Annotated in this window: 10 protein-coding genes, 1 other RNA gene and 2 pseudogenes; 7 read left to right on the top strand and 6 right to left on the bottom strand. The window is 71.6% G+C overall.

Going from position 1 to position 21,675, the window contains the following annotated elements:
• Positions 1–137: 137 nt before the first annotated feature.
• Together ACIRR9_RS11455 and ACIRR9_RS11450 are read right to left on the bottom strand one after the other, a co-directional pair.
• Positions 138–699, bottom strand: a pseudogene (locus ACIRR9_RS11455) (MerR family transcriptional regulator); the annotation flags it as partial.
• Between the two features lie 53 nt (positions 700–752).
• Positions 753–2,321, bottom strand: coding sequence for an FAD-dependent monooxygenase (locus ACIRR9_RS11450; RefSeq protein ID WP_403750533.1), 1,569 nt, complete (start codon positions 2,319–2,321; stop codon positions 753–755).
• A gap of 64 nt (positions 2,322–2,385) precedes the next feature.
• On the opposite strand from ACIRR9_RS11450, the gene ACIRR9_RS11445 reads away from it, so the two are divergent.
• From ACIRR9_RS11445 to rnpB, 6 genes and pseudogenes are all read left to right on the top strand, one after another.
• Positions 2,386–3,012 (top strand): TetR/AcrR family transcriptional regulator, encoded by a 627-nt coding sequence (locus ACIRR9_RS11445; protein WP_403750032.1) that lies wholly within the window; start codon positions 2,386–2,388, stop codon positions 3,010–3,012.
• Positions 3,013–3,095: 83 nt separating this feature from the next.
• A complete protein-coding gene (locus ACIRR9_RS11440) occupies positions 3,096–3,530 on the top strand; it encodes a DUF4260 family protein (RefSeq protein WP_403750029.1) in 435 nt (144 codons plus the stop codon).
• A gap of 49 nt (positions 3,531–3,579) precedes the next feature.
• Positions 3,580–4,089, top strand: a complete 510-nt coding sequence (locus ACIRR9_RS11435) for a TetR/AcrR family transcriptional regulator (RefSeq protein ID WP_403750531.1) — start codon at positions 3,580–3,582, stop codon at positions 4,087–4,089.
• Between the two features lie 19 nt (positions 4,090–4,108).
• Complete coding sequence (locus ACIRR9_RS11430) at positions 4,109–4,945, top strand: helix-turn-helix domain-containing protein (RefSeq protein ID WP_403750027.1); 837 nt, start codon at positions 4,109–4,111, stop codon at positions 4,943–4,945.
• A 10-nt stretch (positions 4,946–4,955) separates the two neighbouring features.
• A pseudogene (locus ACIRR9_RS11425) lies at positions 4,956–5,741 on the top strand (DMT family transporter); the annotation flags it as partial.
• 115 nt (positions 5,742–5,856) lie between these two features.
• An RNA gene (rnpB, locus tag ACIRR9_RS11420) (RNase P RNA component class A) lies at positions 5,857–6,263 on the top strand.
• Between the two features lie 628 nt (positions 6,264–6,891).
• Here rnpB and ACIRR9_RS11415 read toward each other — a convergent pair.
• Genes ACIRR9_RS11415 through ACIRR9_RS11400 form a run of 4 tightly spaced genes read right to left on the bottom strand, consistent with a single transcriptional unit; the run spans position 6,892 to position 19,301 of the window.
• Positions 6,892–11,235: an FtsK/SpoIIIE domain-containing protein gene (locus ACIRR9_RS11415; RefSeq protein ID WP_403750025.1), complete on the bottom strand. Its 4,344-nt coding sequence runs from the start codon at positions 11,233–11,235 to the stop codon at positions 6,892–6,894.
• Positions 11,236–11,259: 24 nt separating this feature from the next.
• Complete coding sequence (locus tag ACIRR9_RS11410; RefSeq protein ID WP_403750023.1) at positions 11,260–13,263, bottom strand: metallophosphoesterase family protein; 2,004 nt, start codon at positions 13,261–13,263, stop codon at positions 11,260–11,262.
• Positions 13,260–18,569, bottom strand: a complete 5,310-nt coding sequence (locus ACIRR9_RS11405; protein ID WP_403750020.1) for an FtsK/SpoIIIE domain-containing protein — start codon at positions 18,567–18,569, stop codon at positions 13,260–13,262. Before ACIRR9_RS11405 ends, ACIRR9_RS11410 begins: the two co-directional genes overlap by 4 nt.
• Before the next feature lie 54 nt (positions 18,570–18,623).
• On the bottom strand, positions 18,624–19,301 hold the full coding sequence (locus ACIRR9_RS11400) for an SLATT domain-containing protein (protein ID WP_403750018.1): 678 nt from the start codon (positions 19,299–19,301) through the stop codon (positions 18,624–18,626).
• A 396-nt stretch (positions 19,302–19,697) separates the two neighbouring features.
• Between ACIRR9_RS11400 and ACIRR9_RS11395 the strand changes: the two genes are divergently transcribed.
• Entirely contained in the window at positions 19,698–21,608 is a 1,911-nt protein-coding gene (locus tag ACIRR9_RS11395) for a DNA/RNA helicase domain-containing protein (protein ID WP_403750015.1), read from the top strand.
• Positions 21,609–21,675 lie beyond the last annotated feature (67 nt).

The raw sequence follows: 21,675 nt of genomic DNA, 5'->3' as shown, positions 1-21,675 counted from the left end.
GCGGTCCTGTCGTGCAGGTAACGGGTGTCGCCGCGTACGGACTTGATCGAGTCCAGCGGTATCCGCTGCTCGACCCGGACGCCGCCCCGGACGTGCAGCGCGTCCGGGGTCAGCAGGTGCGGATGGACCACGTCGTTGGCCCGGGCCGTCGCCTGCGGTGACCCGGCCATGGCACCGGCCAGGGACATCAGCTGAGCGCGCTGCGCCGGGTCCGTGACCGTCTCCACCAGGGCGAACACCTCGCGGTCCTTGGCGGCCATGGGGGAGTCGCCGAAGTGCGGGGCCGTCGCCCTGAACAGGCCGGCCAGCTCGGGCGAGACGGGCCCCTCGGCGGGCAGTGCGCCCGCGTCCAGCAGGGCCCGCAGCCGCTGCCGCCGCTCCCGGATGTCCGCCTCCTGCCGGGCGAGGTCCTCGTCGAGCTCGGTGAGCACCTCGACGAGGTCCTTCCCGGCGTCGTCCGCGAGGACGTCCCGTACCTCGGCGAGCCCGGGTCCCAGCTCGGTCAGCCGCCGGATCCGGGCGAGGACGACGGCGTGCCGGAGGGTGTAGTCCCGGATGGGGGCACCTCCCGCTCGAGCGAAGCCGAGAGTGGGGGACGTTGGAGAGGCGTTCGGGCTCGGGCAGCAGGCCCTGGTGGTGGTAGTGCCGCACCGTGCGCGTGGTGACGCCGACGGCGGCGGCGAGTTCTCCGATCCGCATGGGACCAGTACAGACGTTGACGTCGCGGCGGGGTCAAGCCGCCGAGTGCGGGCTCAGGCGGCGACGAACCAGCGGCTCAGGGCCTCGCCGAGGCCGGTCCCGCCCTCGTCGCCCTTGTCCGCGGCCCAGGCGACGAACCCGTCGGGCCGTACGAGCAGAGCGGTCAGCTCCGGCCGTCCGGGGCAGGCGGCGGTCAGCACGTCCACCCGGTCGGCGTACCCCTCGGCGCGGGCCCGCAGCCTCGGGTCGTCCGCGAGGTCGAGGAGGAGGGCCCGGCCGCCGTGCAGATGGTCGCCGAGCCGGGTTCCGTCGGAGAGCTCCAGGTCAGGGGTGCTCTGCCCGGTGAGGGCGTGCTCGCCGGGCAGGTCGTAGTGCTGCCAGACGCCGGAGATCTGCTTGACGAGGTACGTGGTCCCGCTCGTCGTCAGCGCCAGGTCGGTGACGACCCGGCGCAGGGCGCGGGCATGCCGGTCGGGCCGCATCACCGCGATCTGGGCACGGGTCCAGTCCAGCACCCAGGCGCCGACCGGATGCCGTTCGGCGGTGTAGCTGTCGAGGAGGGAGTCCGGGGCGCACCCGCTCACCACGGCGGCGAGCTTCCAGCCGAGGTTCATGGCGTCGCCGAGCCCGAGGTTGAGCCCCTGTCCGCCGAACGGCGAGTGCACATGCGCGGCGTCCCCCGCGAGCAGCACCCGGCCCTTGCGGTAGCCGGTGGCCTGCCGGGCGTTGTCGGTGAACCGGGTCGAGGAGTGCACCTCGTGGATGGTCACCTCGTCGACGCCCGACACCCGGCGCAGGGAGGCCTGGAGCTCCTCGGCGGTGATGGGCGCGGAGCGGTCGGCGGGCGGCCCGTCGAACTCCACGGTGAGGATCCGGCCGGGGAAGGGCCCGTTGACGTACGTCCCCACGTCCGTCGTGTTCCACCCCACCCCCAGCCGTTCGCCCCCGGTCATCTCGACGACCGCCTGATAACCGGTGATCTCGGGATCGGTCCCCGGGAAGTCGAACCCGGCGAGCTTGCGGACGGTACTCCGCCCGCCGTCGCACCCGACCAGCCAGCCGGTACGGACCGTGTCGTCACCGCCGAGATGTACGGACACCCCCTCGTCGTCGGCGTCGAAGCCGGTCAGCTCCACGCCCCGGCGGACCTCGACACCGAGCCGCTCGGCGCGGGCGGCCAGGATCCGCTCCAGCTCGGCCTGCGGGACCCCGAGGCCGACGCCGTCGGCGGGGCCGATGTCGGCGAAGGCCGGGTCGGAGTCGTCGAAGAGGTCACCGCGCATCATGATCCCGGCGAAGTGCCCGGCGAACTTCGGGGGAGTCGCCCGGGGCGTGCCGGCACTCCGCTCGCCGGTGAAGGCCCGCAGCCGCCACAGGTTCTTCTCCCAGGCCGCCGCGAGCTCGGGCAGCATCCCCCGCCGGTACAGCGCCACCGCGCCCGCCGTGTTGATCCCGCCCGCCTTGATGGTCTCGTCCACCTCGGCCAGCCGCTCCACGACCAGCACGCCCGCGCCGCCGAGCCGCAGCTCGCAGGCGAGGAAGAGCCCGACGGGCCCGCCGCCCGCCACCACCACGTCATAGTCCGCGCCGTAGTCCGCGCCGTCGTTCTTGCCGTCTGCCATCGGCATCGTCGTCGTCATGACTTCACTGTAGTCACTAAAAGTTTCGAGCGGCTATAGTTTTCTTGTGATCGATGAGAACAGGCCAGGGGAGTCCCTGCGGGAGCGCAAGAAGCGGGAGACGCGGCAGCGGATCTCGAACGTCGCGACGGTGATGTTCCGGGAGCACGGCTTCGACCGGGTGACGGTCACGGAGGTCGCGCGGGCGGCCGGCGTCTCCGCGATGACCGTCTTCAACTACTTCCCCCGCAAGGAGGACCTGTTCCTCGACCGCATCCCGGAGGCGGTCGAGGCCTTCGCCGGAGCGGTGCGGGGCCGCGGGGCCGACGAGCCCCCGCTCGCGGCGCTGCGCCGCCTGGCCTTCCGGTTCATCGACGCACGGCATCCGCTGGGCGGGCTGGGGGAGGGCTTCGCGGGCTTCTGGACCGTCGTCGCCGACTCTCCGGCACTGCTGGCCCGGGCGCGGGAGGGCGCGGAGGAGGTGGAACGGGCGCTGGCCGGGGCGCTGGCGGACGCCGGAACCGCCGACCCGGGGCTGATGGCGGCCGTGACCGTCGCCGCGTACCGCTCGGTGTGTGTCACCTCGGTGAGTCGCCAGCTCGCGGGTGAGCCGTACGCGGAGGTCGCCGAGGATCACCAGGAGCGGATGGGGGCGGCGTTCGACGCGCTGGGGCGGATGTTCCCCGGCCGGTGACCGACTCCCTTGACGGCTAACACAGTTAGCCGTACGGTCGTGGCTAACGACGTTAGCCAGTTTGTCTTCGGGAGGCAGCAGCCATGACCACCACCACGAACGCCACCCCCGTCCCCACTCCCGCCCTCCGCACCGCCACCACGGTGGCGCGCCGCACGGCCTGGCTGGCCGGCGCCCTGTTCTGGACGGCGTTCGCCGTGCTGGAGGGCGTGAACCACGGCTGGCTCGCGGGCGCCCTCGCCCTGCTCTTCCTGATCCTCCCGGACCTCACCTTCCTGGTCGCCGCCGACGAGGCGCCCCGGATGGCGAAGGGGCAGCTGCCGCCGCGCGCGGTGCCGTACTACAACGCGATGCACCGGGCGCTGGTGCCGCTGGGGCTGCTGGTGGCGTACGCGGTCCAGCCTCTCTTCTTCTGGCCCCCGGCGTTCGCCGCGCTCTGCGGCTGGCTGGCCCACATCTCGTACGATCGCGCCTTCGGCTACGGACTGCGGACGAAGGAGGGCTTCCAGCGTGACTGACGGGACTGGCGGGACTGGCGGGACCGGCACGACTGATGTGCCTGCCCGGCTGACGGCAAGGGCGCGGGAGATCGTCGCGGCGGCCAGGGACCTGCTGGAGGAGTCCGGCCCCGCCGCCCTCACCATGCGCACCCTGGCCGACCGCCTGGGCATCAAGGCCCCCTCCCTCTACAAGCACTTCCCGGACAAACACGCCGTGGAGGTCGAGCTGGCCGCGCAGATGCTGGAGGAGTCGGCACAGGCGCTGGAAACGGCGGCGACCAGGACCCCAGGCTCCCTGGAGGAACTTGCCAGGGCCTACCGGACGTACGCCCTGGCCCACCCCCACCTCTACTGCCTGGCCACGGAACGCCCCCTGCCGCGCGCCGCCCTGCCCGTCGGTCTGGAGGACAGAGCCGCCCTCCCCCTGCTGCGGGCCTGTGGCGGCGATCTCGACCTGGCCCGCGCCACCTGGGCGTTCGCGCACGGCATGGTGGTCCTGGAGATCCACGGCCGCTTCCCGGAGGACGCCGACCTGGACGCGGCATGGAAACGGGGCCTGAGGGCGTTGCACCCTTAGCGCAAGGGGGTGTGCCAAGGTGGCCGAACATGCACGGTGGACGAGGGCGAGGCTGGGGCGCTGCGGCCCGCCGCTCGACCTGTTGACGGCGAATTTCGAACGGCACACCTACGCCCCGCACACACACGCCGAGTTCTCGATAGGCATCTGCGTGGGCGGCTCCGAGGTGATCGACTACCGGGGCGGTCACATCCGCACCGGCCCCGGTTCGATCGTCGTCCTGGCCCCAGGAGAGATGCACACGGGCGGCCCGGCGACCCAGACCGACGGCTACGCCTACCGCGCCATGTACGCAGACCCGTCCCTGCTGGCGGACGGCACCCTGCTCGCAGGCACACCCCACTTCCGCGACCCCGTCCTGGACGACCCGGAACTGGCAGCGGCCTTCCGCCACGCCCACACGACCCTGTCCACCTGCCCCGACCCCCTGGAGGTGGAATCCCGCCTGCCCTGGCTGCTGACGGCCCTGTCCCGCCGCCACTCGACGGCACGGCAGGCACCGGACCGTATCCCCGGCGCGGGCGGTGTCGCGCTACTGGTCCGAGACCGCCTGGCCGACGAACTCACGGCTCCCCCCTCGCTCGCCGACCTGGCGGCGGACCTGGGCCTCTCCCGCTACCAACTCCTCCGGGCCTTCCGTACGACGATGGGCGTCCCGCCGTACGCCTGGCTGGCCCAGTACCGGGTGAGCCGCGCCCGCGGCCTCCTGGAGGCGGGCCTGCGCCCGGCGGAGGTGGCGACCCTGGTGGGCTTCGCCGACCAGGCGCACCTGACCCGCTGGTTCCGCCGGGTGCTGGGGGTGACCCCGGCGGCGTACCGCAACAGCGTTCAAGACGCGGCACACCTGCTCGGCTGAGACTCTTCGTATGACTGCACGCGGCTGGATGTTGTTCTCCCTCATGGGAGTGATCTGGGGCATCCCCTATCTGATGATCAAGGTTGCGGTGGACGAGGTGTCCCCGTCGACGGTGGTGTTCGCCCGCTGCGCGGTGGGCGCCCTGCTCCTCCTCCCCCTGGCGATCCGCCAGGGCGGCCTGTTCCGCACCCTCCGCACCCACTGGCGCCCGATGCTGGCCTTCGCGTGCATAGAGATCATGGGCCCCTGGTTCACCCTCACGGACGCCGAACGCCACCTCTCCAGCTCCACGGCGGGCCTGCTGATAGCGGGCGTACCGATCGTGGGCGTGGTGGCGGCGCGCTACTTCGGCGGCGAGCGGGAACACCTGGGCGTACGCCGGATCGCGGGCCTCCTGATCGGCCTGGTGGGCGTAGGAGTCCTGACCGTCCCCCACCTGACCGGCGGCGACGCCCGCTCCCTCGGCGAGGTCCTGCTCACGGTGATCGGCTACGCGACCGCACCCCTGATAGCGGCCCGCCGCCTGAAGGACGTCCCGACATTGCAGCTGATAGCCCCCTGCCTGACACTCGCGGCCCTGGTCTACGCCCCCGCGGCGGCGGCGACCTGGCCCACCTCCATGCCCTCGACGAACGCGCTCCTCTCCCTCCTCGCCCTGGGCATCCTCTGCACGGCGGTGGCCTTCGTGGCCTTCCTGGAACTGATCAAGGAAATAGGCCCGACCCGCTCCACAGTGATCACCTACGTCAACCCGGCGGTGGCGGTGGCGGCGGGTGCCCTCTTCCTGGGCGAGAGCTTCACCCCCACGATCGCGGTCTCCTTCGCACTGATCCTCACGGGCTCGGTACTGGCGACGATGGCCTCGGCACCGAAGAGGCCGGCTCGCCCGGTAACATGGTCGACACGGCAGACGAGCCGGGCGGACGGCCGCGTGGAGTCCCCTTGACGGGGGGCTTCCCGAGGAACGTCCGGGCTCCACAGGGCAGGGTGGTGGCTAACGGCCACCCGAGGCGACTCGCGGGACAGTGCCACAGAAAGCAAACCGCCGGGGACCTCGGTCCTCGGTAAGGGTGAAACGGTGGTGTAAGAGACCACCAGTGCCCAGGGTGACCTGGGCAGCTAGGTAAACCCCACCCGGAGCAAGGTCAAGAGGAGCGCTGTAAAAGGCGCTCTGCGGGGACGTTCGAGGGCTGCCCGCCCGAGCCCCCGGGTAGACCGCACGAGGCCGGCGGCAACGCCGGCCCTAGATGGATGGCCGTCACCCCGGCACCCGCGAGGGACCGGGGCACAGAACCCGGCGTACAGCCCGACTCGTCTGCCGCTACCTGCGGCTTTGCCTCGGAAAGAGCCTCTGACCTGCGCCGGAGGTCCTTTCCGGTCTTTAGGAGGCTTGCCGCGTGAGTTACCTGTCGTCGTTGCCCATGGTGGACGGTGCAGAGCTGACTGCCCTCGCGCCGAGTCGTCGGGCAGCTCAGACCACGAACATCCTCGGCTCAAGAGTGTACGTGCCGCCGCCACGGCACGGAGCTGGTGAACCCGTCTGATCGAAGGGCTCCGAACCCGGTGGTGCTTCAGGCTTCACCAGCCCCGTAACTCACCATTAGGTGGTGCTTCCGAGCCGGCCCGTCCCCGGTCGACCAGCGAAGGCCCGTGCGCTGCCTCCTTTCAGGGCCCTGATGTGGGAGGAACCGACCACGCAGCGGGACCAGTCCAGCCGCGAGGCCACGTTCAGCTCGGCGAGCAGGACTGCGTGGAACTGCTGCCGGACGCCGGCATCGTCCCAGTCGGGCAGCCGCCGCCAGCGCTCATGCCCGAGGCGCAGCCCAGCTCCTCCAAGCGGTCCCACAGCTCATCCGACACGACCCACGGCGATGTCCCCCGGTCTCCTGGCGTCGGCGTCGTACGGCGAGCGTGCATCGGACCTGCGGCGGCGAACACGACGGAGGTCACAGCGGAGTAGTGACGGCGATGAGCCTGCCGTCTCCGAGGTGCAGCAGGCCTCTGCCCGGCGTGATCGGGCCGCCGACCATGCTCCGTGTCGTGCGGATGCCGGTCAGATCGCCGGAGTCGGAGATCTGCGGAGAGAGGAGGAGGCCGCGGCGGCCCTTCCGCACGGCGACCAGCCAGCCGGCGTAGGAGCGGGACAGCTCCTCCTCGTGACCGGCGATGACCAGGGACAGGCCACGCTCGGCACCGTAGGAGACGATGCGCGTGAAGACGTGATCGGCGTCGCTGTTTCTCAGCAGTTCGGCGTCATCCACCAGCACCGCGATCGGGGCGGAGCGCTCGGCCGACTCGATGGCCTGCTCAAGCTCACGCCCCCCGACATGCTCGCCGAAACACTTCAACACCCCTTCCTGACCCTTCAGTTCGCGCAGGGGAGACGGGAACGGCGTGACGACGACGAGCCGTGTGCCCTGCCGCCTGTACGACCGCGCCAGGTTCATCAGCGCCGTGCTCCGGCCGGACTTGCGCGGACCGGCCACGACAAAGGTCGGCTGTCCCTCGGCAAGGTCGGGCCCGAGGCCCATGAGCTCGTCACCGCCCACGCCGACCAGGCCCCACAGCCTTGAGCGCGACCCCTGCGGATCGCGCATCTCCCAGGCGTCCGGGAACGTGATCCGGGCGGGCAGGACGTCGATCCGGAAGGGGCGGCGGCCGGGCGCGAGATCGGCATCGCGCGCTGTCACGGTCTCCGCGATCGCGCTGAGTGCGGCGGCCTGGGCAGGGCCGGCGGGGTCCGTGTCGAGCAGCGCGAACTGGGTCTCGGTGCCGTGCTCGGCGTGGAAGCCACGGCCCGGCGGGATCTCGTCGGGCATCGTGCGCGGGCGCAGACCCAGGAGTGAGTAATCCATGTGGTCCGCGAGGCGCAGCCCGTACTTGTCCTCGGTGAGACTCGCGATCCGGCCGCTCAGCAGCACGCGGTCACCGGTCAGCACCAAGTGGATGCCGACGCTCACGCCCTCGCGCATCAGCACCATGATCTGGTCGGTGAGATCACCGTAGTTCAGCTCACCGAGGGTGGGCAGCCAACCCTCCCAGCGGTCCAGGAGCAGCATGATGTGCGGCAGCCGCTCGTCCTCGGACACGACGGCGCGCTGCTCGCCGATGTCCATGAACCCCTGGCCGGCAAGGATCTCCTGCCGACGCGTCAGCTCACCCGACAGCCGGGCCATGAGCCGTTCCACACGCTCGGTCTGGTTGCGGCCGACCACGGCACCGCAGTGCGGCAGGCCGGTCAGCGCGGTGAGCGCACCGTTGCCGCAGTCGATGCCGTAGAGGTGCACGTCCGCAGAGGAGTGCGTACGTGCCAGGGAGCCGGCGATCGTCCGCAGGAGCTGCGAACGACCGCTGCGCGGGGCGCCGGCGACGAGCAGATGCCCGAAGTCCTCGAAGTCGATGACGACGGGGCGGCGCCCCTGTTCGGCGGGCAGGTCCGCCACACCGTAAGCGACGGGTGGCAGTACGCCCGGCCTCGGGGTGACGGGCGGTGGCTGGATCTCGTCGAGGAGCAGTATGCCGGGGAGCGGGGGCAGCCATGGGTGGTGCCGGCGCGGGATGCCGAGCCCCCGGGCGGCGTCGCACACCGCCTCCACCAGGACACGGAGATCGCCGGCTTGGTCGTCCTCGTCACCCCCTGCTGCCGCAGGCCGGTGCGGCATCGGCCGGCCGAGGTCCGCCCACCGCAGCGGGCTCGCCCATGGCGCGGGCGGTGTCGGGTCGGCGGCACCCGGCCGACGGCCACCGGCCAGGGCGGACTGGAAGGGTACGACAGAGGTGTGCCCCAGGCGTACATAGCCGCGGCCCGGGGTGTTCCTGGAAATCTCTCCGGCGTCGGTCACCCCGATGACGTCGACGGACTCCCCGGAGTCGGTCACCCGCAGAGCGATACGCAGATTGGTGTTGGCCGCGATCTCGGGCGAGACGACGCCGCTCGGCCGCTGGGTGGCCAGGAGCAGATGGATGCCCAGCGACCGGCCCTGCTGGCCGACCCGGACCAGGCCGGTGAGGAACTCCGGCAGGTCGCGCACCAGTGAAGCGAACTCGTCGACGACGATGAGCAGTCGGGGCAGGGGAGCGCGGTCCGGATCCCGGCGTGCCAGGTCCTGGTAGTCCTCGATGTCCTTGGCCATGACCGACGCCAGAATGTGCTCGCGCCGTCTGAGTTCGGCGGCGAGCGAGGTCAGGGCCCGTTCGGCCAGGTGGGGGGCGAGATCGGTGATCATACCGACCGTGTGCGGCAGCCGTACGCAGTCCCGGAACGCCGAGCCGCCTTTGTAGTCGACCAGCAGGAAGTTCATGTTGTCGGGGGTGTTGGCCACGGCCAGCGACGCCAGGATGGTACGCAGCAGCTCCGACTTGCCGGAACCCGTCGTACCGGCGATCAGCCCGTGCGGCCCGTCCCTGCGCAGATCGATGCGGAAGGGACCGTCGTACGACTCGCCGATCACCGCCAGCGTCGACCGGCCGCCGTTCTCGCGCCAGCGTGTGGCGATCGCGTCGCCCGTGGCCGGCTCCAGCGCCAGCACGTCGAGCAGTCGGCAGGCGTCGGGCAGGGCCGAGTAGGCCGTCTCGTCGGCCGGGTTGCGCAGCGGAGCGAGGGCACGAGCCAGGCGGGTGCACCATGCGGCGGAGACGACGTCGGGCCGCACGCCGCGCCGCCGCCCGCCGCCCGCCTGCTCCACCCCGACGCGAAGGGCCGCCCCGGGCTCGCCCCCGGCCTCGGCGACGACCACCGCCCGGCATTCAGCGGGCAGGAACCGCTCCTCGGAGTCCAGGCAGATCGCGTAGACGCAGACCGCCGGGCCCTCGCGCAGCAGCCGTACGACACCCGGCATGGACCGCAGCCGTCGGGAGTTGTCCAGGACCACGACGATGTCGGGTTCCTCGGACGGCTGCTGCCCGCGGTTGCTCGCGGCGGTCCGCAGGCGGGTGTCGAGGATCGCGATCAGCTCGCTGACCCGCGTGGCGATGGTCTCCGAGTCGGCACCGATCAGCACGTTGGCACCCTGGCCGGCGAAGGGGCGGGCGTGGGGCAGCCAGCGCAGCCAGTCCCAGCTTTCCCGGGCCGCGTGTTCGGTCAGGACATGGATCCGGACGTCGAGCGGGCTGTGCAGTGCCGCGGTCTGGGCCACCGCCCACCGGCCGAGTGCCCGGACCGGGCCGTCCGGTCCGGCCATGCCGATCACGCCGAGCTTGCGCAGGGGCAGCCCGATGGGAACCGCCACATAGTGGGGTGACCTGCTGTACTTGTGGCCGTCGATGGTCAGGACGCTGGTGAACACGTTCCCGGCCGGTTGGCTGTCGGTGCCCATACGGAGCAGCAGATGATCGTCGTCGCCGCGACGGCGCTCCCACAGCCCCGCTCGTGGCCCCGTGGCCAAGGAGAGGACGGCGGCCGGGGAGGGGGCGGCGGTCCGAAGACCGGTGAGGACGGTCCGCAGCGTGGCCTCCTCCACTCTGAGGCTCTCCTCCAGGAGCGGCATGCGGCTGCCGTCGCCGGTGAGCAACTGCCGGGCCCGGTGTGAGAGTCGTCGGACGAGGCCGGAGCCGGCGGTCAGTTCCAGCGACGGGCGGTCGGTCCAGCGGTGGGGTGGCAGCAGCCGCGGAGGCCGGTCGACGTAGTAGCCTGTGCCGTCCTCCGTGGGGCGCAGTACGGCGTCCGGCGGTGTGTAGCCGACCAGTTCGAGCAGGGTGCCGCCGACGGACAGCTGCGTGGACAGCGGCCAGTCGACCTGCGCGGGGCCGGACCGTTCCCGCGGCCGGTATCCGCTGCGCTGCCGCAGGGTCAGTCCGTCCAACGTGACCTGATCGTCGCCGACGTGCGCCTGTACGCTGCACCCGCCGTCCGGGCCGACAGTGAAGGTCAGGGCGTGTTCCGGGAGTTCGGGGTCGGCGATCCGGACATGGTCGGCCGGGCCGCTGCCGATGTCCGTCCGGCCGAGTCCCAGCCGGTGTACGGCCCCCGCTCCCGGGCCGCCGGAGACACGCAGCTCCACGATCCCGGTGACCTCGCGGGGCGGGCAGCCGGCGGGTGTGTGCAGGCTGACGACGGCGCCTTCCCTGAGCGGGGAGCGGGCGAGCGGCACGGCGGTGTCGACGGCGCGCCCGTCGACGTACAGAGGCGGTGCGCTCTCGTCCCCGACGCTCCTTACGTCGCCCGCGCTCGCGCCGAGTTGACGCTCCAGCAGGTGGGCTACCGCTCCCGCCGGTGTCTCCGGTTCCGCTTCCAGGACCACGTCGGCCCGGTCGCCGTTACGCGGATCGACGACCGTCAGGGTCAGACGCATGGGGGGCCACCTCCCGCAGCTCGCTCAGCTCGGTTCGGAACAGGCCGGGTCGGCGCACAGTTCCTCGAAGTCGCATTCGTCGGCGGCTCCCGGGCGGAAGGCGATGGCCAGGTCGTCCTTCCAGTGGCCGTTACGGAACCGGACGGCGCGTACCGCCAGGGTGTGGCCGCCGCCCTCCCGGGCGATGGAGACCTCGTTGTAGCCGTTCTCCTCGTTCGAGTGCACGCTGGCCAGGGCCGGGGCACCGGCGATGCGGGTGGTCCAGGCGCGTCGTCCGCCCCGGCTCCGGTCGATCAGCCGTTCCGAGGCGAGGAAGCCGAGATGCGTGTGGCCGTGCAGCACCAGACAGGTGTGCGTCTCGGCCAGGTACAGCTTCGCCTGGCCCGCGTTGACGACGCCTGCGTACGGCGCTACTTCCACGGCCGGGACGGGAGAGAGCGGATGGTGGACGACGGCCAGGGTCACGCTCCCCTCCTCCCGCTTGAGTCGGGTGAGCACCTGGTGGGCCACGACACCGGGGTCGTGCCGTTCCAGCTTCCCCATCACCTCGCTGACCTGGGTGGCGTCGGCGGATCCGAGTTCGGCGATGAGTTCCCTGACCCGCTGACGGCCCTCGTCGTTGGCCGGTTCGCCGCCGGACTCGGCGGAGCCCAGGAGCGCGATGCGCAGGCCCGCGTCCGCGAACCGGACGTAGAGCCTGCGGGCGGCATGGTCCTCCTGGTCGAGATCCGGATGCGGATAGCCGTGGAAGGTGCGTGCGAACCACTCGTGCCGGGCCGAAGGCCGTTCGTCCAGACATCTGTCCCAGGACACGTCGTGGTTCCCGCCCACGAGCACCACCCGCGGATCGTCCCGGTGCAGGTCGGGGTGGTCGGCCAGCAGTCCTTCCAGGTGCCGGAGCCACTCGAGGGCCGACCGGCCGTGTTCGTCCTGCGGGCGGTCCACCAGGTCACCCGACACGATCACCAGGTGCGGAGCCCGGCCCTGTTCCGCGAGCCGCCGGACGTGTTCGAGATAGCTGTCCAGCGGGGTGCTCCTGTTCCCGGTGAGCCGGGCCACGCTGGCGCCCGCCTCCGTCGGGTCCTTGCGGTCCACGTTCAACCGGAGCCGGCCACCGAAGTGCAGATCGGAGATGTGGTGCACCCGCAGCACGTCCGGCAGATGCCGGGTCAGCACGGGGTCGTCGGCGAACGGCCGCAGTACCCGCATGGTCTGCTCGGCGTGGCCGTCGGAGCCGATGGCGATCCCGGCCCGTCGCCAGCGTTCGCGGCGCAGGGCGGCCCGCTGCTCCGCGGACAGGCCGTTGTGCAGCCACTGGTCGATGTACTGGTGCGCATCGGCCGCCTCGCACGCCAGGCGGGAGAGCTCCGCCATGTCCGTTCGGACGTCCGGTGCGGACTCGGCGACCTGGAGGGCGAGTTCCAGCAGGAAGGGCGTGAGAAGCCAGCCGCGTTGTTCGGTACGCAGCTCGGCCACCACCTCGTACGCCCACTGAGGCGTCCGCGCCGCCATGGCCGCGGCCTCCTCGTCGGTCAGCGGCGGCGGGGACAACTCGTCCTTCCACGCGTCCACCCCCAGATGCGGGGCGAGCAGGGCGTGTTCGGCCGGGGTGGCGAAAACGACGGGCACCGCGCCTTCCTCCCGCAGCCGCTGAAGCCCGGCCGCCAAGGTGGCCGGGTCCCGGGAGGCGCCGCTCGACGGATGGAGGGCCGGCTCGTCGATCAGCACCACCCCGCCGTCGAGCCGGGGCGGGGCCGCTCGCACGTCCGTCAGGCAGGACAGCCCCTCGGCGCGGACCTTGTGCGCGGAGCGCACGTCCACCAGCCGGGTGCTTCCGTCAGGCCGGGCCTTCTTGACAGCCCCGGCGAGCCAGCTCTTGCCGGACCGCCGGGGCATGACCACCAGCCATGCGGCGTCGTTGGGTGGGACGCCGTCCACGAGCCGGGTCGCCCAGCCGGGCATGTGCCCCCCGCGGAACCTGATGTCACGGGCAGGCTCGAAGGTCCTGCCGGGCCAGTAGTGGCTCATCCGTACTGCTCCTGCTGTTCGTCGGCCAGTTCAAGGCGCCAGTGCCTGATCCATGCGAAGAAGGGGCGGTCGTCGAGCCAGCCCCCGGACCACACCATCAGCCCGACGTCGCGCAGGTCCTTCCGCTGCGCGCGGGTGGGATCGCCCGGGACGGAGCCAGGATCGCTCAGCAGCGCCCCGCGGCCCGCGGGTCCGATCTCGTTCCAACGCGAACGGAAGACATCGCTCCTGCCCACGATGAGCTCTTTCTCGATGAACGCCCGAAGAGCGTTGCGGGAGTCGAGCGCGGGCAGCCTGCTGTCACGGGCCGCCCGCACCAGGGCCTCGCCCACCACCTGGAGATAGAAGGGCCAGGGACCCACCTCGGTGAGGATGCGGTCCCCGGCCGCGTGCGGGATGTTCACGCCCTCCTGCCGTGCGGTGCCCACCAGGAAGGTGCGGGCATCCGCCTGGGCGAGGGGGCCGAGGGAGATTCGGGTGACGTCGTTGCCGAAACTGGAGCCGGGCGCCTTCAGCGCATGACGCGTGGCATCGACCCAGTCCTTGTCGGTGCCGCAGTGCACGAGCCAGGCCCCGGCCTGTCCGAGGTCGCGCAGCCAGGCCACGGCCGCCGGATCGTAGCTGGCGAGCCGGCCGACCTCGTCGAGGAGCAGGACCAGCCGGGAGGCGCCGGCGGACTCGGCCGCCAGGTCCAGCAGTCTGTCGGCGGGCCGGGGGTGGTTCGCCAGCGCGGGCATGAGCCGTACGGCGAGGTCGTCCTGTGTGCCTTCCCGGTCCTGGTGGGAGAGCGTGACCACTTTCTGTACGTTGCCCATGCCGTCGGACCGCATACGTTCCTGAAGTGCCTTGACGATCCATGACTTGCCTGCTCTGCGCGGTCCCAGCAGCGCGGTGGCGGTCCCGTCCCGATAGTGGGCGTACAACTGTGCGAACACGTTCTCCCTGCCCACGGGCCTGCCCTCCGGGCCCAGCGAGAAACGGTCCGCGATCAGCGCGTCGCTGAGGATCCGGAACGGTTGGCGTGCCAGGGGCACGTCCGTGTTCCGGGTCCGGCTCCGGTCCGCCGTCTCCTGCATCGGCACGTCGGGCAGCGCGATCTGCACCTCGGTGCCGGAGCGGGCGTAGAGAGCTCGGCCAGGGCCCAGCACGGGCGGCAGCCGATCGACGCGGAGCCCGGCCCGCTCGTACTGGGTGGGATCGGTATGCCGCAACACCAGCACGGTGGTGTCCTGGACGTCCTCCGGCAGCGCCTCGCCGCCGGTGAGGACGACGCACACCCCGGCACGGGAGTCCCGGAGCAGGTCGGTCAGACCGGTCAGGCAACTGCTGTTGTTGGCCTGCCGCGCCCAGGCCAGGAAGGACTCCCACCCGTCGACCAGCAGGACGAGATACGGTAGTCGCTCCTCGTCGGGCTGCTGGCGCCGGTACCCATGCAGGCTCCTGAATCCCATCCGTGCCAGCAGTTCCTGCCGACTCCGGACCGTGCTGACCAGCTTGTCGATGAGACGGTGCGCCCGCTCCGGCTCGGTCCGCGGATCCACGACGGCACCGCAGTGGGCCATACCGGTCAGGGGGCCGAGGGCTCCGGCGCCGCAGTCGAGGGCGTAGAAGTGCACGTCCTGCACGCTGTACTGGTCGGCGACGGCGACGGCGAGGGTGAGCAGCAGTTGGGTACGACCGCTGCCCGCGCCGCCGGAGACGAAGAGATGGCCGTCACCTCCCAGGTCCCAGGCCGCCTGCTCGTACTCCTGGGCATCAGGCCTGTCGAGCAACCCGAAGACGACCGGCATCCGCGTCCCGGACCGCGGACGCACCGGCCGGGGTGCGTCCCGCCCGACAGCCTGGTCCGCTGCCCGGCCGAGCGCCTCGCTCAGCTGGACCGACACCGGCAGCGGGGCCGGCCAGGGGGCGTGCGGCACGGGCAGGTCCAGCGCCTCGGCCGCCTCGGCCATGGCCCGTACGAGTGCGCTGAACTCCGGCCCTCCCGGGGACGCCTGGTCCTGGCGCCCGGCGGGCGACGCCTCCTGCGCGCCGGTCCAGCCGATCCGGTGGACCCGGACGGAGGACGGCTGGCCGTGCGGTCCGCCGAGGCCCTGTCGTGGCGCTTCCCACCGCGCGAGCCGCACGAGTTCCAGTGCGCGCGCGGCCCCGCGCACATAGGCGAACTCCGCTCGCGACGGGTCCAGCCGCGCGGCTGCCGGGGTGCCGATCAGCAGTTCGCTGTCCCCGGCCTCGGCGAGGCGCAAGGCAACACGCAGCGGCGCGAACGCGAGGAGGTCGAGTTGATCCGGTTCCGTCAAGGCAGCGGCTGGCCGCCGGGTCGCGAGGACGAGATGGACCCCGAGCTCCGGACCGCGCCGGGCGGCACCGACCAGTCCGGACACGAACTCCGGCAACTCCTCCCGCAGCACCGCGAGATCGGACACGACGACCACCAACCGTGCCAGGGGCGGCAGTTCGACGCCGGACTCCCGGATCACGCCGTACTGCTCGAAATCCCGGGCCCCGGCCTCCTTCACCTGCTCCTGTCGGCGCGTCAGCTCGGCGGTGAGGGCGGCCAGACCCCGGGCGGCTGAGTACCGGTCCAGGCCGGTTTGCACCCCGACCGTGTGCGGCAGTTGCGCCGCCGGGCCCAGGGACTCCCCGTTGTCGTGGTGGACGAGCAGCAGGTTCAGTTCGTCGGGGCGGTTGGCCAGCGCCAGCGAGGCCAGCCAGGCGCACAGCAGGTCGTCCTTCCCGGAGCCGACCATTCCGGCCACCAGGGCGTGCGGTCCGTCGGTCCGCAGATCGAGCGCGAAGGGGCTGCCGGCCGAGCTGCCCAGCACCGCCACCGCGGACCGTGGTGTTCCGGCCCAGCGGTCGAGGACTCCGTCACGGGTCGGCGGCGCCATGTCGACCAGGTCCAGCAGGCGTTCGGGCGGGGCGTCGGGGGCAGTGATCCCGGCGGACCGGTCACGCAAGGGCGCGAGCATCCGGGCCACCGCCTCCAGCCAGGCCGGTTCGATGGCGTCAGGGGTGAACGCCGTTGCCCCGGAGGCCGCTTCCAGTACCGCGACGTTGCCGTCCCGGATCACCCGGGTCCGGCACCAGCCGGGCAGTTGTCCTCCCTCCTCGGTGAGGCAGACGACGTACACGCCTGCTTCCGGGCCCGTGCGCAGGACCTCCTCGGCCCAGGGCGGACCGTGCAGCGCGGACAGGTCGTCGAGGACGACCACCAGTGCGTCGTCGCCCCAGAGTGATCGCGCACCCCGCCCGCTCCGCAGCCGTTCCCGGATGATCAGCGCGATCTCGGCGAGATGCCGCGAGTGCCCGGCGGGGTCGTGGCTGACGCGCACCTGCTGCATGCCCCGGGACACCAGCCCGTCGGGCGGCAACCAGCGAGTGAAGCGCCACCACTGCTTCCCGGACTGGTCGGTGAGCACCCGGACGGCCACGTCGGACGGTGGGTGCAGGAGCACCGTCTGCGCCACCAGCCAGGCGGCCAGTCCCCGGCGGAAGCCGGCATCGGCGGCGATCCCCAAATGGTCGCCGGGGGTGTCCCGTAAGGCGACGGTCGCCGGCCGGAGCCGACCGAGGCCGAGGCCGAGACGAAGCACGAGGCGGTCCGGGTGGTCAGGCCCGCGCTCCCACAGCCGGGTCCGTGCTCCGAAGGCCTCGGCGATGAGTCGGTCCGGCCCGGGGAAGCGCGGGTCCTCCACGACAGGCCGGCCGGTGATCCGCGGATCCTGAGCCGCCCGGCGGGGCCGACGCCCTGACAGGCCGGTGCCGCGCCGCGCGGCCTCGTCCGCCGGGACGGTCCCCGTCGGGTGTTCGGCACTGGCCTCGGCCCACCGCGGCCGTTCGAACCCGAGGGTCCCACCCTCCGCCGCGGTGACGTACAGGTCGCGGAACTGGGCGAACTCCGGTGCCGACGACGCCATCAGTTCGCCGCCCGGGGCGTCGTCCGGCTGAGCGGGGACCGTGGCGGGACGGGAGCCGGGGGACTGGGGACGAGCGTCGAGGAAGACCCGGCTCCCGTCCCGCAGCGGTGTCCGGCCCAGCGCCTCGTCCGGCGCCAGCTGCTCTCCCTCACCGGTGAACAGGTCCACGGGGCCGCGTCGCCCGGCGAGGCGGGCGAGTTGTTCCGCGACGTCCCGGACGGGCGCGGCGTCATCCGCCTCGACGACGACATCCTGATCCGCCTCGCCGGGCACGACGACAGTGAGCCGCCGCCGTGAGAGCCCGCCCGGCCGCTGTGTCCACCCGTACCCGAGGCCGGCCGGCACGGGGCAGGCCGACCAGGAGAGAGGCTTCGCCACACGGACCGCCGGTTCGATGCGACCGGCACGGTCGGGACGGGGAGGCGTCTCGTGCGGAGCGGCAGCCAGGCCCAGCAGGGGAGCGCTGACCTGGCCGTACCGGCCGATCTGGATCGCGTAGCCGGTACCGGGAAGGTCGTCGCGTGCCGTGCCGACCAGGACGCGGGGACCCATCGCCCCTCCCCGGGCGGCGAGTCGAGCGAGCCTGTGCGCCTCGGAAGGCGATGGTTCGGACGCGACGAGGATCACATGGGGCGCGCCCATCAGGTCACCGGGATGCCCGGTGCGTGGCGCCCACCCGGTGAGCACGGCGTCGTACTCCGGCCCGGCGGCCCCGGAGCCGCCGTACCCGGCATCGAACTCCTGGCCCCGGCCGGACTCCGCGGTCCGAGCGGCCCGCCGCGCCTCGGACTCCAGCACCGCGATCAGGCCGGCGACGTCGGGAAGGACACGCACCCGATCCGCAAACGCAGAGACGAGATCACCCGCCAAGCCCACACACGTGACCCGCACCTGCCGTGACCACTGCGTCGTGGCCAACTCCGCGGCGATTTTCCCGAGAAGGGCGCCCCTGAGCCTCCCGGGTCCCGTCACGACGGCCAGCCCCGGCCCTGCCTCCAGATTCAACAGCAACCGAAGCCCCGTGCCCGTGCCTATCGTCACAAGACAGGGAAACCCGGGGACGCCTGAGGTATCCGTGTCGTCGTACGATGCCACGCTCCCGCGGTCGAGGAACCACTGCCGGGAGTCCGAACCCGCCCGCCAACGGTCGGGCAGGAGTCCGGTGGGGGCGTCCACCAGCTCCACGACGATCTCGTCGTCCCAGAGCCAGGCGGCGCACAGCCTCGGCAACAGGAACTCGGCCGCGCCGAGATCGCGCAGGGCATGCTCCAGCAGTCGGGCCCCCGCCGGGTCGGCGCGCACCAGCAGACCGTCCGTCGGGCTCGCGTCCGCCTGCGGGCTGAACACGTGCCGTGCACGGCTGGTCGAGCGGAGGGAAGGTGACATGGCGCTTCCTCGGGGACCGGCGAGGAGGGGGACACGGGGCGAACGGCGGAGCACTCAGCGTCCCATACCCATGACCTCCCCCGCCCCAGTCCCGGTGTTCCGCTGCCCCGGAACGGCGGTCTGCTCCTGCAACTGCTGGAGTCCTGCTCTGAACTCCGCGTTCCAGTCCGCGGTCTCCGCGTCCAGATGCCGTCGGACTGCGCCGACGAGACCGCCGATCAGGGCCATTCTCCGCTGGATCACGGACTGCTCGGGTTCTTCGGCCACGCCGCGCAGCAGCTCCGCCGACCAGGCCAGCCGGAATTCGTTCAGCTCGCCGCGCAGCGCCTGCGCGGCGGCGATGTCGCGCATCCAGGCCGTGGAGAGTCCGAAGAAGTGGTCGAAGCCCTTACAGCCCGCGGCGGCGGCCAGGAAGACATACCCCCAGCTCTGTATGCCGGACTCCGTAGCCGCGCCGACCAGGGGGATCACCGTGCCGGTCGTCGCGAGCACGATCATCAGGCCGCGGATGATGCGCGAGCCTTGACGCTTGAGCCGCTTGTCCGCGAGATACCAGGCGATGGCGTCCTCAGCCTCCTGCTCGGCCCAGGCGCACAACGCCTGTACCGACTCCAGTCGTTCGAGCGGTGTGCTCGTCGCGACCGCGGGAAAAGGCCTGCTCAGCAGGTCCCTTCTGGCCGACGGCCCCCGGTCTGACTCGACACCGCTGTCTCTCCCCGTTCGATCCGCCAACTCACTCTCCCTGGCAGGGCGTCCGGCCACGAGGGTAGCGCCCCGGGGATGCGCCCGTGGGCGCCCGACCGAGGTCCGTCCCGGGAGCGGCCGGGAACGTACACGAACTGCTGCATCGGCGTGACCGATGGCACTGGATCGGGGGACCGTGCCGCCGGTCGCTGGGCAGGGCATCCCGCTCCGTGCGACGGCCGTCAGCGTCAGCCGGTTCGGCGGACCTTCTTCCACCCGCAACCGTGTCGACGCTCTGGCGACCACCGGTACGACGGTCAGTCCCTCCAGGTACCCTCAACACATCGTCAACGCGGCCCGACGGGCTTCCGCTCCACCCCGGTGGAGTCTCGAAGGACATGCCCCCACCCGCACGAGTCTCTTCGTGCTGCCTGGGGGAAGTCCTTGCTGTTCCGCGCGTCCGCGAAAACGGTCGCCGTCATGGCACTCGACGGTTCGCTGTTCCTGCACCTCACCGACAATTTCGTCCACATGCACGGCTATCGGCCCGGCGTCTCGGAAGTGAGGTCCTGGGAGCGCAGCATCCCCGTCCTGGCCGCCGCGCTCAACGACGCAGGCCTGGGCGACGTGGAGGTCATGCTGGAGTACGCGCTCCCGCTGAACAGCAAACGTGCGGACGTCGTGCTCGCGGGAGTGCACCCGGTCACGGGGGAGCCGTCGTACGTCGTCGTGGAGCTGAAACAGTGGAGTCAGGCACTGCCGCACGAGGACGACCCCACCCTGTGCCATGTCGACGCCTACGCGCACCCGGTTCTCAATCCGATCGAGCAGGTGCGGCGATACTGCGACTACCTGGTCAACTTCAACGGCACGGCGGCCGAGCACGGCGAGCGGATCCAGGGAGTGGCGTTCCTGCACAACGCCACCGAGTTCGGCGTGGCGGGACTACGGGAGATCGAGCGTGACGCGCGGGGTCTGCTCTTCACCGGGGAGCGTCGTGGCGCGTTCCTGGACCACCTGCGGTCGAAGCTGAGCGACGAACACCCCGGTGCCCGTGCGGCGGACGAACTCCTCGCGGGTGCCACCGTGCCGTCGAAGCAGTTGATGTCCGTGGCGGCTCAGGAAGTACGAGAGCGCCAGCAGTTCGTCCTCCTCGACGAGCAGCAGGTCGCCTACCGCATGGTGCTCAACGCGGTGGAGAGGGCGAAACGCGCCGACCACAAGGAAGTCGTCATCGTCACCGGCGGCCCCGGTACCGGTAAGAGCGTGATCGCGCTCCAACTGCTCGGCGAGCTCTACCGGAGAGGTGTGGCCGCGGTCCACGCGACCGGCTCACAGTCGTTCACCAAGACGATGCGCAAGGTGGCAGGCTCCCGGAAGCGCGAAGTCCAGGACCTCTTCAAGTACTTCAACAGTTTCATGACCACAGAGAAGAACAGTCTGGGCGCTCTGATCTGCGACGAGGCGCACCGCATCCGGGAGACCTCCGCTAACCGCTACACCCGCGCGGCACTGCGTACCGGCAGGGCACAGATCGACGAACTCATCGACGTCGCCCACGTACCGGTCTTCTTCCTCGACGAGCACCAAGTGGTGCGTCCCGGTGAGATGGGCACCGTCGGCGAAATCCGGACGGCCGCGGCCAGGAGGGGCATCGACTGCCATGTCGTTCCCCTGGACAGCCAGTTCCGCTGCGGAGGAAGCGACGCCTACCTGCGCTGGGTGGTCCGGCTCCTCGGCCTCGAGCCCGGCGGACCGTTCGTGTGGGAGCCCGACGGCCGCATGCAGTTGCTGGTCGCCGACAGCCCTGAGGAACTGGAGGCCTTCCTCGGCACCCGCCGCACCGAGAAATACGGTGCCCGGATGTCGGCGGGCTACTGCTGGCGCTGGTCGCCGGAGCCAAAGCCCGGAGACCCGCTGCCTCTCGACGTGGTCATCGGTAGCTGGGCCCGGCCCTGGAACCTGCGCGGGGACCGGTCGGTCTCCGGCGCTCCCCCGTCCGCGCTGTGGGCGACCGACCCCGCCGGCTTCGGACAGATCGGCTGCGTCTACACCGCCCAGGGGTTCGAGTACGACTGGTCCGGCGTCATCATCGGCCCGGACCTGGTCTGGCGGGGCGACCGCTGGATCACGGACCGCACTGCGTCGAAGGACCCGGTCTTCAAGAAGCCCGTACCGGACACCGACGTGGACCGTCTCATTCGGAACACGTACAAGGTGCTGCTGACACGGGGCATGGTCGGCACGGTCGTCTACTCGACCGATCCGGAGACCCGGGAGAAGCTTCGGGAACTTGTGTCAGGCCGACCTGAACCACGGCCCGCCGTGATCGAGGAGTCCTTTCTGCGACGGTGAGCACGTGATATCCGGCCACGATGTCCGTGCTTCCAGCCGACCGACGTGTCATATGCGCCGGGACGGG

This window comes from Streptomyces sp. NPDC101234, from assembly GCF_044767525.1.
GTDB classification, from domain to species: Bacteria; Actinomycetota; Actinomycetes; order Streptomycetales; family Streptomycetaceae; genus Streptomyces; species Streptomyces sasae.
The sequence above is the reverse complement of the archived record's forward strand: the minus strand, read 5'-3'. Positions and strand labels throughout refer to the sequence as shown.

Coding starts and splice junctions, on each gene's coding strand:
- ACIRR9_RS11450 (WP_403750533.1), bottom strand. CDS start 2,321: ATGGCAGACGGCAAGAACGACGGCGCGGACTACGGCGCGGACTATGAC.
- ACIRR9_RS11440 (WP_403750029.1), top strand. CDS start 3,096: ATGACCACCACCACGAACGCCACCCCCGTCCCCACTCCCGCCCTCCGC.
- ACIRR9_RS11415 (WP_403750025.1), bottom strand. CDS start 11,235: ATGCGTCTGACCCTGACGGTCGTCGATCCGCGTAACGGCGACCGGGCC.
- ACIRR9_RS11410 (WP_403750023.1), bottom strand. CDS start 13,263: ATGAGCCACTACTGGCCCGGCAGGACCTTCGAGCCTGCCCGTGACATC.
- ACIRR9_RS11405 (WP_403750020.1), bottom strand. CDS start 18,569: ATGTCACCTTCCCTCCGCTCGACCAGCCGTGCACGGCACGTGTTCAGC.